Source organism: Providencia sp. PROV003, assembly GCF_045040775.1.
GTDB lineage: Bacteria > Pseudomonadota > Gammaproteobacteria > Enterobacterales > Enterobacteriaceae > Providencia > Providencia huashanensis.
Genome location: NZ_CP096369.1, coordinates 1,488,878 through 1,501,553, shown reverse-complemented (window position 1 = coordinate 1,501,553; position 12,676 = coordinate 1,488,878). Strand labels below are relative to the sequence as shown.

Sequence of the window (12,676 nt, the reverse complement as noted above, 5' to 3'; positions counted from 1 at the left end):
TCGAGTACGCTTAACTATTTGTTAAATATAACTAATTTTTTAGTTGCTAGAATGCAAGATAAAAAAATTAGTGATAAATAACCGTTTGCTCAAAGTTTGTCCTTTCATATCTCGTAAAAAATGCGTAATATACGCGCCCTTGCAGTCACAGTATGGCCCCCATTTAGTTATGCGAATCGGACAATATCAGTTGAGAAACTGTCTTATTGCTGCCCCAATGGCTGGCATTACAGATAAACCTTTTAGGTCACTCTGTTATGACATGGGCGCAGGTATGACGGTATCAGAAATGCTTTCTTCTAACCCTCAGGTTTGGAAGACAGACAAATCTAGGCTCAGAATGGTTCATCGTGATGAACTTGGGGTACGTTCCGTTCAAATAGCTGGCAATGATCCCGATGAGATGGCTGCTGCTGCTCAAATTAATGTTGAGAGTGGCGCTCAAATTATCGATATCAATATGGGCTGTCCAGCTAAAAAAGTGAATCGTAAGCTTGCAGGTTCTGCACTGCTGCGTTATCCAGAAATCGTTAAGTCGATTCTAGAAGGTGTCGTAAAAGCAGTGGATGTACCTGTTACTCTTAAGATCCGCACAGGTTGGTCACCTGAAGAGCGAAACTGCATAGAAATTGCCAAATTGGCCGAAGATTGCGGCATTCAAGCACTCACCATTCACGGCAGAACTAGAGCCTGTCTGTTTAATGGGGAAGCTGAATATGACAATATTCGGGCAGTTAAGCAGACTGTTACCATTCCGGTTATTGCCAATGGCGACATTACTGACCCGCTAAAAGCCAGGGCTGTTTTGGACTACACAGGGGCTGATGCCTTGATGGTAGGACGAGCGGCTCAGGGAAGACCATGGATCTTCCGGGAAATCCAGCATTATCTGGACACAGGTGAAATATTGCCACCGATGCCAATGGCAGAGGTACAACGCATTATGCTAGCGCATGTACAGGAATTGCACGACTTTTATGGTCAAGGCAAAGGAGCCCGTATAGCGCGCAAACATGTTTCTTGGTACTTAAAGGAACATGCACCTGATGACCAGTTTCGGCGCTCATTCAACACCATTGAGGATGCCAGCGAACAGCTGGAGGTGTTGGAAGCATTTTTTGAAAATTTTTGCGTAAATAAAGATAAGAGCTGACAGAACTATGTTCGAACAACGCGTAAATTCTGACGTACTAACCGTTGCTACTGTAAATTCACAAGATCAAGTAACTCAAAAACCGTTACGTGATTCAGTCAAGCAAGCACTGAAGAACTATTTTGCTCAATTAAATAATCAAGATGTTAACGATTTATATGAGCTGGTATTGGCTGAGGTAGAACAGCCTTTGTTGGACATGGTTATGCAATATACCCGTGGAAACCAGACCCGTGCAGCCCTGATGATGGGTATCAACCGCGGTACTCTGCGTAAGAAACTGAAAAAATACGGCATGAACTAATCCTAGTCGGTTAATGCAGTGTTTTTACAGGCACCTTCTATATTTTAGAAGGTGCCTTTTTGTTTAAATGACTGGGCACCAGAAACGCCACAGTACTGCGACGCATGCAGCTAGTATATTTTACTCTTCTATTGCAGGTATTTAGTATTTCTCATTAAATACACAAAATGTACTGCTCTAGACTAACCTAGCTTTACTCCCTACCAGTTAAATTACCATTCCCCCCAATGCCCTTTCAATCCCTAAAAGCCCCTATAAACTTATACTTCACTCACCTATTTTATTAGATAACCTATTTTATTCCCTGTTAACCCTAGGTTGATTTAACTTAAATATAATAAATTTAAATAGCCTCAATAAATCACATCATCTAAAATATAATAATAAATACTATATTCAGTAAATAAAATTCACAGTGCGCTTACCATCACAGCAAACACATCAAAAAATTTAATTATTAATAATAAGCTATTAAAACAGAAGGAAATTTAATATTTAAAGTACTCAGTCATTATTAATAGTTCGCTAAAACACAAAAAATATTAATCACTCACTGAGTTTAAAATATTATTATTTCACCATTCTCAAAATAGTAAATAAAACTATAGCCCAACCTAATAACCCTTGTTCAACTTACATAAGTCTACGCTGATTAAAAATCACATAACTGACTAACACCCTTCCATTTGACTTTATATAATAAATTCTGAACTCATTGTTATACAAGAATTTAAATTATTTTATTAGTAAAGATAGCATTTATTACAGTACCTACTTTTCATAATAGGTCAATGTCATTTCCTGATGTATATACAGATTTATATACCTTAAAAAGAATTAGTTGAACAAGAAAAAACAATGAACAACTTATTGAGGAAAAACTGAATGAAAATTATTACCATAGCGGTTTACTCATAGGATATTTGGTGATGTTAAGTACCTATGCGTTTATTATTATCTGATAATTATGTTAGTTAATATTTATTTTTCACTCACGATGAGAGTTTTCTTTACTCAAACTAAACCCCATGATATTTAAGTATTTTTCACTATATATACCACGTTTTGATTACTCACATTATGTGTTTTCTTTGCTTTTTACACACTTAAACGTTACAAATAAAGATAAAGTATGAAAAAATGTTAATATCGAGTTAATATTCTGTTTTTATCTTTAGAATTGCTTTTTTGTATTGTCATTGATTTATCAGTTTTTGATAAATTAAAAAACACACATCTCGCAGAAAATCACAACACATTGATTTATATATAATTATAAAAACTGTAAAAAGTGTAAATTTATGGTTATTCATTAAAAACTTCAAATTAGTGAGTTTGCTTTTAAATTTCTCACTCTTTATAATTGTAGGAAATCAAGGCAACGATGAATATTATTAGCTTTCTCTTTAATTAAAGAACTAATATTAATAATAAGTTACTAATTTATTAATTTAAATTAGTAGTTTTCTTTTGGAAAATAGTTGTATGAACTTACAAGAACATAAAGATGCTCCAAGTGAGAATTCTGCCAATTGTTTTTCTTCTTATTGTGGAGTTGTAATAAAAAGAATAAGAAAAGAAACTGGTATTACTGGAGCTCAATTAGCAACAAAATTAAATATTTCACAACAGCAAATGTCTCGCTATGAAAGAGGTGTCAATAAGCTAACAGTCGATATGTTATTTAATATTTCAGTAGCTTTAAACATCTCATTTGAAAGTTTAATCAAGAACATTATTATTGAAATAAACAAATCAAATTATGATGACGTGGTAACTTTAAGAAAAAGCATCACGGCATCTGATACCATCTACTTTTATTAAGTAACTTTATTAAGTTTAATAATTAAAGTGGCTTTAAACATTTTCAAACAAAAACACATCAAATATTTATTATGATTCTCTGAGGAATATATGAATAAAGTTATTTTTGCAGTTTTAGTATCGAGTGCAATGAGCGCTTCTGTATTAGCCGCTGATATGGGGCACGGTAAAGTTACATTTAAAGGAGCTATTATTACAGCACCTTGTTCAATATCGCCTAATTCTATCGATCAAACTATTGAGTTAGGACAAATTGCAGATTCAACATTAATGGGCGGAGGTAGATCAACCCCACGTACATTTGATGTTTCATTAGAAAACTGCAAATCCGAAAACTTAAAAAGTGGAGTCCAATTGACTTTCAGTGGTGCAGCTGCAGCATTTGATACAACAAATAAGACATTAGGACTTGTCGGTACAGCTTCCGGAGCAGGTGTTCAAATTACTAACCCAGCTGGCCAAGTAATCACACTGGGCAAACCCTCTCCATTCCAAATAATCCAAAATGGCAGCAACACTCTACGTTTTGCCGCATATTTGATTGGTGATGGTGATAAAGCAAAAACAGGTGAATTTAGCTCTATAGCTGACTTTACACTGAACTACGAGTAAACGAATAAATGGCCTGATGAGATAAGGATATCGCTCAGGCTTTTAAAATTCGGTGAGAGGTACGCATGATAAATAAAATGAGAATTATCAAAGGTACATTTGGATTGCATTGTATCGTCTTGGCCTTTTCAGCGAATGCTGGAGCGAGCATCAAAATGCAAGGCTCTATTATTGAAACAGCTTGTTCTATTGATGTTGGAAGCCGAAATCAAACTATTGATATGGGAAGTTTACCTTTAGCCGCCATTCATAGAGATGGCCAAGGACCTGCTCGTACTTTTCATATTCGTTTAGTTAATTGTGTTTTAGCTCGGCAAAACCCCGCTAAGCCAAATTGGCAATACTTTCAAGTCACCTTTGACGGCTCACAATCGCAAGGGTTATTTCAAGTAGATGGCCAGGCGAGCGGTGTTGGACTACAGATTCAACGCGAAGACGGTGAAATTGCCATCCCAGGAAAAAGTTTATCGCACCAAACACTTTCAATTGGTGAACGCGACCTGTCATACAATTTACGGTTAGTAGCAAATAAAAATGCGTTGATAGCAGGGCAATACTCTAGCCACATACGTTTTAAATTAGATTACGAATAGACCGCATAAGTCGTTGTTCATTTCGGTTATTAAATAAACATCATAGATAAAAATAAGAGAAGGTGGGGCAATGACCTCGGATTTCATTCGCACCCCGTTACTTGGGTGGTTTCATCCAAGTGTAGTGGGGCTATGTATTACACTGGTAGTAAGCTTTGCTGGGCAGGCGAAAGAGATTGAGTTTAATACCGATATTTTGGATGTAAACGACCGAGCTAACATTGACTTGAGCCAGTTTTCAAAATCCGGTTATTTAATGCCAGGTGAATATAGTTTTGCTATTTATGTGAATAAGCAGACGTTACCAGAACAACCTATTTATTACTACACCTCGCCTATAGATGAAGGTGATAGTTTAGTGTGCTTAACGCCAAGTATTGTCGAACAATTTGGTCTGAAACCCGAGGTGATGAACAAACTGTCATGGTGGCATGAAGGAGAATGTTTGTCACTTGATAGCTTAAAGGGAACCGATGTTAAAGCTGATTTAGCTAGTTCAACATTATATATCAATATGCCGCAAGCATATTTGGAATATACCGCTGAAAATTGGGACCCTCCTGCACGTTGGGAAGATGGCGTATCAGGGATGGTCTTTGATTATAACGTCAATACACAAGTATCACAGCAAACACGCGGTGGCGAGCAAACTAATTACAACACCAGTGGAAATGGCGTAGTTGGAGTAAACCTAGGCGCATGGCGTGCTCGTGCTGATTGGCAAATGCGATTAGATAAACAACAAAGCCAAAGCGTAACACATTCGTTAGATTGGTCTCGTTATTATATTTACCGAGCCATTAAATCTTTGGGTGCAAAATTAACCTTAGGTGAAGATTATCTGGTGTCAGATATTTTCGATAGCTTCCGATTTACGGGAATGAGTTTAATTACCGATATTAATATGCTCCCTCCTAATTTAAGAGGGTATGCTCCTGAAATTACTGGGGTTGCCACTAGTAACGCGACAGTAATAGTGAGCCAGCAAGGCCGTATTATTTATCAAACACAAGTTGCGGCTGGTCCCTTTCGTATTCAGGACTTAAATGATGCCATGTCAGGTGAATTAAATGTTGAAGTTAAAGAACAAGATGGCTCAATCCAAACTTTCACAATAAATACAGCTACGGTCCCTTACCTAACTCGTCCGGGGCAATTACGTTACAAGTTAGCAGTAGGACGTCCTACTGATTGGCAACACCATGTAAATGGTGAAACTTTTGCGAGCGGTGAGTTTTCTTGGGGAGTCAACAACGGTTGGTCATTATTTGGTGGCGCAATTGGCGCTGAAAATTATGCTTCTGCAGCACTCGGTATCGGACGTGATTTAATGATGTTTGGAGCATTATCGTTCGATATTACACATGCACGCTCTAATTTAAAAGGAATGACTGATGTTGGAAATAAAACCTATAAAGGCAACTCATACCGCCTAAGTTATTCAAAACACTTTGATGCTTATAACAGCCAAGTAACCTTTGCAGGTTATCGTTTCGCGGAAAAAGGTTTTATGAGTATGTCAGAGTACTTAAATGCGCAAATGAGTGGGGTTCAGCAATATAGCAGCAAAGAAATGTATACCGTTTCATATAACCAACAATTTCCGAGTGTCGGATTAAGTGCATATCTTAATTATTATCACCAAACCTATTGGGATCAGCCAGATAATGACCGCTATAGCCTATCTATAGCCAAGTATTTTGACATGGATAAGCTAAAAAATTTAAGCATTAACCTGACGGCGTATCGTAATAGTTATCAAAATACGAATGATGATGGGGTATATGTCTCTTTATCAGTGCCATGGGGAAATTCTGGTTCTCTCAATATGAATAGTAGTTGGAATAAAAATGATAACACTCAAAGGATCGGGTATTACGACCGTTTGGATGAGCGCAGTAATTACCAACTAAGCACAGGGATTTCTCGTACTGGTGCTTTAGTCAGTGGTTTTTATTCTCATCAAGGTGATATTGCATCATTAAATGCAAATGCTACTTATCAACAAAACCGCTACCGCTCTGCTGGATTGTCTTTACAAGGTGGGATCACCGCAATACGAGACGGTGTTGTATTCCACAGAAATAACCAAATGGGGGGAACACGTATTTTTGTCGATACTGATGGCATAGCTGGCATTCCCTTACGAGGGTACGGCGCAACAGTTGACTCTAATCGTTTTGGGCAAGCAATCTTAACTGATGTGAATAGCTATTACCGTAATCAAGTGAGCGTAGACTTAAATGCCCTACCCAATGATGCACAAGTAACACAATCGGTTAAACAAGGAACATTAACGGAAGGTGCTATAGGTTATCGTCAATTTGAAGTCGTTGCTGGTGCAAGTGCCATGGCCATATTACGGCTCGCTGATAACAGTTACCCACCGTTTGGTGCTTTGGTATTTAATCGACGAGGCCAACAGGTAGGAATGATTGGTGATGAAGGAAGCGCCTATTTAACTGGATTAAACCCAAATGATATTTTGCAGATACGTTGGGATGAGAGAACTCAATGTGAAGTGACATTACCGGAAACTTTACCAACAGGAGAAGCATTGTTTTCTAGCTGGTTATTACCGTGTCTCTCTGCTGGTAATAAAAACTCAATCAACACAACCTTCGAGGAAATGAATTGAGTAAATATCAATACAATTACAGGCACTTTTTTCATCAAATATGAAATTGTCAATTCAAGACAGCCTACTTTTCTAGTAAATCAATGCGAATGAATAATTTTATTCGTTCGATATTTATGAATGCAGCGTAAATAAAAGACACTGCTTTTACAGAATGAGAAAATAAATAATGAAATTATTAATGACAAATAAATTATGCCATAAATTATTTGGCTCGGTATTACCCTATTCTTCTATTTGGTTATTAGGAAGCATACTCAGCATAATTGGAGTATCTCCAGTTCAAGCTGCAATAGCACTAGATAGAACACGGGCTATTATTACAGAAAATGATAAATCAATTAGCCTAAACATCAGTAACGAAAATAAACAACTGCCTTATTTAGCGCAAGGGTGGATTGAAAATGAAAAAGGGGAAAAGATCAGCGAACCATTTACAGTTCTTCCCCCAGTTCAGCGACTAGAGCCTAGCGCTAAGAGTCAGGTGAAAATACAATCACTTCCTGGTACAGCTGTGTTACCACAAGACAGAGAGTCGGTGTTTTACTTTAACTTGCGTGAGATCCCACCTAAAAGTGATAAGCCAAACACGTTACAACTCGCATTACAAACACGAATTAAATTGTTCTATCGCCCGAAAACGATTATTCCGACACGTGAACAAATGAACACCCCGTGGCAAGAAAAGCTGACATTAACGCGCAAAGATAACCAATATACAGTGACCAACCCAACGCCTTACTACGTCACTATAGTAGATGCAGCACCGAGCACAGAAGGTAAAACCGTTGATGGCTTTGAACCTATTATGATTGCCCCCAAAAGTAGTCAAACGATAAGTGGAGCAGCTGATGCATTGGGTAACAAGCCAGTTTTAACTTATATCAATGATTACGGCGGGCGCCCGGTACTATCTTTCCAGTGTCAATCTCAGAGTTGTTATGTCGTCCCTTCACAAAAACCTTAAAACGAGACGATATCAATCGCAATTACTGTGTTTGAGTAGGAGAAATCACCATGAATATAGTACTGGAATTAGAACGATATCGTCATGCGTTAGGAGGGATGCTGCTAGTGTTACTAGCCACTACTGTTAACGCCACGGAATTGGACAAAGTGGATAATTGGGATGTAGATGGGGCAAATGGCACTCTATATGTTCACGGAGCTTTAACTGAAAGTGCTTGCCGATTAGCGATGACTTCTGCAAATCAAACAATCGACCTAGGTACAATCGGGACGGGTCAACTTCAGCAAGTCGGGCAATCAGGCCCCCCCATAGCTGTCGTGTTACGTTTAGAAGATTGTTTAAGTGGGGAAAGCCGTAATCGAAACCAATTGGGTGACTTACTTTGGAGCCCCGATATGCCTGCAATGAAAATCCGTTTTTTAGCACCAGCTGATAAACAAAATCCATCTTTAGCGGCAGTTATTGGAGCAAAAGGAATAGCATTAGAATTCAGTGATGCAACTCACTCTCCCATTGCATTAGGGCAGTATAGCTCGCCTCATTTAGTATCACCTGGGCAAAATCAGTTGACGTATTACGTGACTCCAGTGAGAACAACCATGGGGTTAAATGCAGGCGCCTACTCCGCCTTAATTCGATTTCAATTGAATTATGATTAACAGAAAGGCAATGCACATGTCATTAAAAAACAAACAAGAATTCCGCCTTGCCATATTCAAAGGGATGATGGTAATTGGAATATTGTCAGGAGTACTTAATCAAACACAGGCAGATACTGCAAATTTAAATTTAAAACTAACAATTATTACGCCACCCCAGTGCACCATCAGTAATGGTGATGAAATAACGGTTTCATTTGGGCAAGTTCAACAGGGGTTAATAGATGGCGTCAGCTATAAACGCACTCCAATTGACTATAGGTTAGCGTGTACTAGTGTTGCAACAAATGCTTTGAAAATGTCACTTTCTTGGAGTGCGGTGACTTTCAATGGGTTATCAGCTATTCAAACCAATCGTACTAATTTAGGAATAGCAATATACCAAGATGCAACTCGATTAAGTAATGGAGACAGCCTAAATTTCAACCTACTTGGCGCTCATCCCGCATTGTATGCCGTACCAGTCAAACCGACAGGCACTATGTTATCAGACGCGGGGGCATTTTCTGGTGCCATGACCATGACCTTAAATTATCAATAGGATGAAAAAATGAGGGCAAAAATCCACAGCTGGTTATACATGTTTATCACATTCAATATAGTGTCATTTCCAGCATCAGCCGCGTTTACGGTGAATTTTAATGGTACATTAGTTGTCACACCGCCAGAATGTACAGTTAATGGAGGCTCAACAACCGATGTACAATTTGGCGATGTACATGAAACATTGATTAATAATAGCAGTTATAAACGCACGCCAATTATGTATGCATTAAATTGCACACAGGTATACAACAACGCGCTAAAAATGACCTTAACGTGGAATGCCATCACGTTAAATGGCCAAAATGTAGTGCGCACTAATCGAAGTAATTTAGGAATAGCTATTTATCAAGATAATACTCGCTTGAATAATGGAACATCATTGAACTTCACCTATGGTGGGAGCATGCCCGCATTGTATGCCGTCCCAGTAAAACCAACAGGAACAGTACTCACTGACGGTGGTGAATTTAATGGTGTATTAACGATGGTTGTTGATTACCGCTGAGGAAATCTTTATGAAATTAAATCGGTGCTTAAAGTCAATTTTAACTTTCGTTATTCTGATTAATTCTGGTATGGCATTCGGTATCGGAGCTAATTTATCCGGAAACCTAATAGTAACACCTCCAGAATGTATTTTAAATAATGGACAACAGCAGGCTGTGCATTTTAACGATATTTTATTAACGCGTATCGATGGAATTAACTACCAGCAGACATTGGTATTTAAATTGACATGCACACAGTTGGCGAAGAATGCAATTAAACTTACGATTCAAGGTGATGTAACTAGTTTTAATAGCAATGGAGCGCTAAAAACTAGTCACTCTAAACTGGGTATAGCATTTTATCTAAATGATGTACGCCAAGCAATTAATGAGACTATAAACGTGAATTATACTGCATTACCTACAATTAAAGTGGCCCCCATAAAAAATCTAACTGCGAGCTACAGTAATACGGATGGAGGTGTATTTACTGCGTTAGCAACCCTGAAAGTAGATTATCAATGAGGGACATAATGGGAACATTATTACAAAAAATTTGCTTCTTACGTAACGGGCTAGGAGTAATACTCCTCACTATTGTCTCATGGAACTCACAAGCTAATTGGCTATTTGATGGGACATTGATTATTCCGCCAGTCTGTCAGTTAGGACATGAAGACCCGATCAGAGTTTCTTTTGGGAAGGTGGGAGTGCGAAAAGTTGATGGGCATTTATTTAAGCAAAATATTCCTTATCAACTTAATTGCCAAGGAGATTTAAATCAACCTTGGGATATCACTTTATCTTTTAATGCAACTTTAGCAGGTTCAGGATTTGATAATGCAACATTGCGTACATCTAGCTTACTGAATGTAAACAAGCTAGGCATCCAAATACAAAAAGATGGTGTACCGCTGGAGTTAAATAAGGCATTTGCTATTGATACAGGGCATTTACCAGTACTATCTGCAGTTCCGATTAAGCGAACTGGCGTTGATTTAGTGGGAGATGATTTTACAGCACAAGGTACATTAGCGATTGCATTTCAATAAATACACCATGGACTAAGAGATGAAAATACAACTAGGCCGCTGGCTTCCTTGGGTAATATTAAGTATATCATTCCCAATATTTGCAGATGACGTACTTTTTGATGGCACGCTGGTAGAGGATGCCTGCGAAGTATACCCAGGGGATGAAAATATTGAACTCGATTTTGGGACTGTAATTGATGAATATCTATATCTCAATACACGTACGCATAGTCAGCCTTTTACTATTCGCTTAATTAATTGTGATTTGGTATTAGGAAAAGAAGTTCAAGTTACCTTTACAGGTAATGAAAGCATAACTTTACCTGGATTATTAGCTTTAAATAATGTAAGTCACGCAAAAGGTATTGCTGTGGGATTAGAATCAGCTAATGGTACGCCAATAAAACTGAACAAAATGAAAGGTCACATTCAAGGATTGCATTCTGGTAATGGTAATAATTTGAATTTTAAAGCATATATTCAAGGTGAGCCTAAAGCACTACAAGAAAAAAATATTATTCTGGGTGATTTCGTAGCTACAACTACTTTTACACTAGAATATGAATAAAATTTTTTTATAAAGATAAATATGGAAAGCAATAATGAATAGACTATTATTTCTGTTTTTTTTATTTTCAGGGCAATGCTTATCGGAAGAACTTACCGAATTGCCTGCAGGCAGTTCATTTATTTACCCTAAACAAATATCAACAAAATGGCTTCATTACACACTTTCAAATTGTATTGGCCCAAGCAATCCACATGCAAACTGTAGAGATAATAATGATATTGTTTTAGATGGTGAAATTGAAATAACGATACGCCTTACCCAGGGTACTTTAAACCAAGCGATTAATAATAGAATTAATGCGACAAATAATTCAACCACTATTTCTCGTCAAGGTAAATTTGACTGGGTAGGAGGTGGATATGGTCTGAGGATTGAATGGACTGAAACAGTACCGGGTTTAATCTGTACACCAAATGATAATGCTAGTTATCAAAAATGTCTAAGTCGATATTTGGGAAATACGTATACTGTGAAACATAACTTTATGACTTCACAAGGTGCAGCTGTGTGGAAACATTTAAGTAAATATCCGCTATGCAATAGAGGCATTCTCTTTCAAAACCAGTTATCTACAACAGGTGTTTCTGATATTTATTCGACAGATTTTGAATCAACATGCACAAAAGGAGGGCCAAATGATATAACTCCTCCAGAATTAGAAGATTCTGCAGTGTGTAGCTTAAATAGTCAAAACTTAAATTTAAATTACTCATCAACAAACTTTAATGTTACTGGCCTCACTCAAAATGTAAATTTAATGATTTCGTGTACCTCGGGTAGTGCAAAAAATTACAAACTTAAGTTGACGGGAAGTAATGTAACAAACGGTCGTCTTAATTTTGGTAATGGAGTTTCTGCCCAAGTATCATTGAATGGTACACAAGTTCAAGCTAATGGAATGGGGATCCAATTAGATAACTTAACGAGTAAATCGATTCCAGTAAGTGCGACTCTAATGGGATCTGCTTCGTCTGCTGGAGTCAGCAATGCAACGGGGGTTTTAATATTGGAGGCTCTATAAATAAAAAGTTTTTGAATTCATGTAACTTTAAAAAATAACAGTTAGTCTTAATCTTTTTTCAATAATAGGTGAGCATAAAATATTAATTAATGTGTAAACACCCCAATCACCTTAGACTAAATGATTTTTATTAATAATCTCATGAGCTATTGTGCTAATAAGATTAGCTTATTAGCATAAACTACTGATTCATCAATGGCTTTTAATATATCAAACGTTTAAATCAGTATTTGTCTATAAAGGAGCCATCAAAAATGGACAAT

Annotated in this window: 14 protein-coding genes; all 14 read left to right on the top strand. The window is 37.4% G+C overall.

Going from position 1 to position 12,676, the window contains the following annotated elements; translation table 11 throughout:
• The first annotated feature begins 169 nt into the window (after window positions 1-169).
• Window positions 170-1,153, top strand: coding sequence for a tRNA dihydrouridine synthase DusB (dusB, locus tag M1F14_RS06890; RefSeq protein ID WP_004908195.1), 984 nt, complete (start codon window positions 170-172; stop codon window positions 1,151-1,153).
• 7 nt (window positions 1,154-1,160) lie between these two features.
• Complete coding sequence (gene fis, locus M1F14_RS06885; protein ID WP_004258438.1) at window positions 1,161-1,457, top strand: DNA-binding transcriptional regulator Fis; 297 nt, start codon at window positions 1,161-1,163, stop codon at window positions 1,455-1,457.
• A gap of 1,485 nt (window positions 1,458-2,942) precedes the next feature.
• Window positions 2,943-3,281 (top strand): helix-turn-helix domain-containing protein, encoded by a 339-nt coding sequence (locus M1F14_RS06880; RefSeq protein ID WP_042846274.1) that lies wholly within the window; start codon window positions 2,943-2,945, stop codon window positions 3,279-3,281.
• A gap of 90 nt (window positions 3,282-3,371) precedes the next feature.
• Window positions 3,372-3,893, top strand: a complete 522-nt coding sequence (locus M1F14_RS06875) for a fimbrial protein (protein ID WP_042846276.1) — start codon at window positions 3,372-3,374, stop codon at window positions 3,891-3,893.
• A gap of 65 nt (window positions 3,894-3,958) precedes the next feature.
• Window positions 3,959-4,486, top strand: a complete 528-nt coding sequence (locus tag M1F14_RS06870; RefSeq protein WP_155405707.1) for a fimbrial protein — start codon at window positions 3,959-3,961, stop codon at window positions 4,484-4,486.
• Window positions 4,487-4,556: 70 nt separating this feature from the next.
• Window positions 4,557-7,124 carry an outer membrane usher protein gene (locus M1F14_RS06865; protein WP_181468761.1) on the top strand — a complete coding sequence of 856 codons (2,568 nt, stop codon included), beginning with the start codon at window positions 4,557-4,559 and terminating at the stop codon, window positions 7,122-7,124.
• A gap of 181 nt (window positions 7,125-7,305) precedes the next feature.
• Window positions 7,306-8,091 (top strand): fimbria/pilus periplasmic chaperone, encoded by a 786-nt coding sequence (locus M1F14_RS06860; RefSeq protein WP_042846414.1) that lies wholly within the window; start codon window positions 7,306-7,308, stop codon window positions 8,089-8,091.
• 50 nt (window positions 8,092-8,141) lie between these two features.
• Window positions 8,142-8,753 carry a fimbrial protein gene (locus M1F14_RS06855; RefSeq protein WP_042846278.1) on the top strand — a complete coding sequence of 204 codons (612 nt, stop codon included), beginning with the start codon at window positions 8,142-8,144 and terminating at the stop codon, window positions 8,751-8,753.
• Between the two features lie 16 nt (window positions 8,754-8,769).
• Window positions 8,770-9,294 (top strand): fimbrial protein, encoded by a 525-nt coding sequence (locus M1F14_RS06850; protein WP_225833058.1) that lies wholly within the window; start codon window positions 8,770-8,772, stop codon window positions 9,292-9,294.
• Between the two features lie 9 nt (window positions 9,295-9,303).
• Complete coding sequence (locus M1F14_RS06845) at window positions 9,304-9,804, top strand: fimbrial protein (protein WP_129466440.1); 501 nt, start codon at window positions 9,304-9,306, stop codon at window positions 9,802-9,804.
• A 10-nt stretch (window positions 9,805-9,814) separates the two neighbouring features.
• The gene (locus tag M1F14_RS06840; RefSeq protein ID WP_181468762.1) at window positions 9,815-10,312 is read left to right on the top strand and encodes a fimbrial protein; all 498 of its coding nucleotides are present in this window, start codon (window positions 9,815-9,817) and stop codon (window positions 10,310-10,312) included.
• Window positions 10,313-10,320: 8 nt separating this feature from the next.
• Window positions 10,321-10,839, top strand: a complete 519-nt coding sequence (locus tag M1F14_RS06835; RefSeq protein WP_042846284.1) for a fimbrial protein — start codon at window positions 10,321-10,323, stop codon at window positions 10,837-10,839.
• A gap of 19 nt (window positions 10,840-10,858) precedes the next feature.
• Entirely contained in the window at window positions 10,859-11,389 is a 531-nt protein-coding gene (locus M1F14_RS06830; RefSeq protein ID WP_181468763.1) for a fimbrial protein, read from the top strand.
• A 34-nt stretch (window positions 11,390-11,423) separates the two neighbouring features.
• Window positions 11,424-12,413, top strand: a complete 990-nt coding sequence (locus M1F14_RS06825) for a hypothetical protein (protein WP_181468764.1) — start codon at window positions 11,424-11,426, stop codon at window positions 12,411-12,413.
• The last annotated feature ends 263 nt before the right edge of the window (window positions 12,414-12,676 follow it).

Excerpts from the sequence above, each read along its gene's own strand:
- M1F14_RS06860 (WP_042846414.1), top strand. The coding sequence starts at position 7,306 with ATGACAAATAAATTATGCCATAAATTATTTGGCTCGGTATTACCCTAT.
- fis (WP_004258438.1), top strand. The coding sequence starts at position 1,161 with ATGTTCGAACAACGCGTAAATTCTGACGTACTAACCGTTGCTACTGTA.
- M1F14_RS06825 (WP_181468764.1), top strand. The coding sequence starts at position 11,424 with ATGAATAGACTATTATTTCTGTTTTTTTTATTTTCAGGGCAATGCTTA.
- M1F14_RS06845 (WP_129466440.1), top strand. The coding sequence starts at position 9,304 with ATGAGGGCAAAAATCCACAGCTGGTTATACATGTTTATCACATTCAAT.
- dusB (WP_004908195.1), top strand. The coding sequence starts at position 170 with ATGCGAATCGGACAATATCAGTTGAGAAACTGTCTTATTGCTGCCCCA.
- M1F14_RS06855 (WP_042846278.1), top strand. The coding sequence starts at position 8,142 with ATGAATATAGTACTGGAATTAGAACGATATCGTCATGCGTTAGGAGGG.
- M1F14_RS06840 (WP_181468762.1), top strand. The coding sequence starts at position 9,815 with ATGAAATTAAATCGGTGCTTAAAGTCAATTTTAACTTTCGTTATTCTG.
- M1F14_RS06850 (WP_225833058.1), top strand. The coding sequence starts at position 8,770 with ATGTCATTAAAAAACAAACAAGAATTCCGCCTTGCCATATTCAAAGGG.
- M1F14_RS06830 (WP_181468763.1), top strand. The coding sequence starts at position 10,859 with ATGAAAATACAACTAGGCCGCTGGCTTCCTTGGGTAATATTAAGTATA.
- M1F14_RS06835 (WP_042846284.1), top strand. The coding sequence starts at position 10,321 with ATGGGAACATTATTACAAAAAATTTGCTTCTTACGTAACGGGCTAGGA.
- M1F14_RS06870 (WP_155405707.1), top strand. The coding sequence starts at position 3,959 with ATGATAAATAAAATGAGAATTATCAAAGGTACATTTGGATTGCATTGT.
- M1F14_RS06880 (WP_042846274.1), top strand. The coding sequence starts at position 2,943 with ATGAACTTACAAGAACATAAAGATGCTCCAAGTGAGAATTCTGCCAAT.
- M1F14_RS06865 (WP_181468761.1), top strand. The coding sequence starts at position 4,557 with ATGACCTCGGATTTCATTCGCACCCCGTTACTTGGGTGGTTTCATCCA.
- M1F14_RS06875 (WP_042846276.1), top strand. The coding sequence starts at position 3,372 with ATGAATAAAGTTATTTTTGCAGTTTTAGTATCGAGTGCAATGAGCGCT.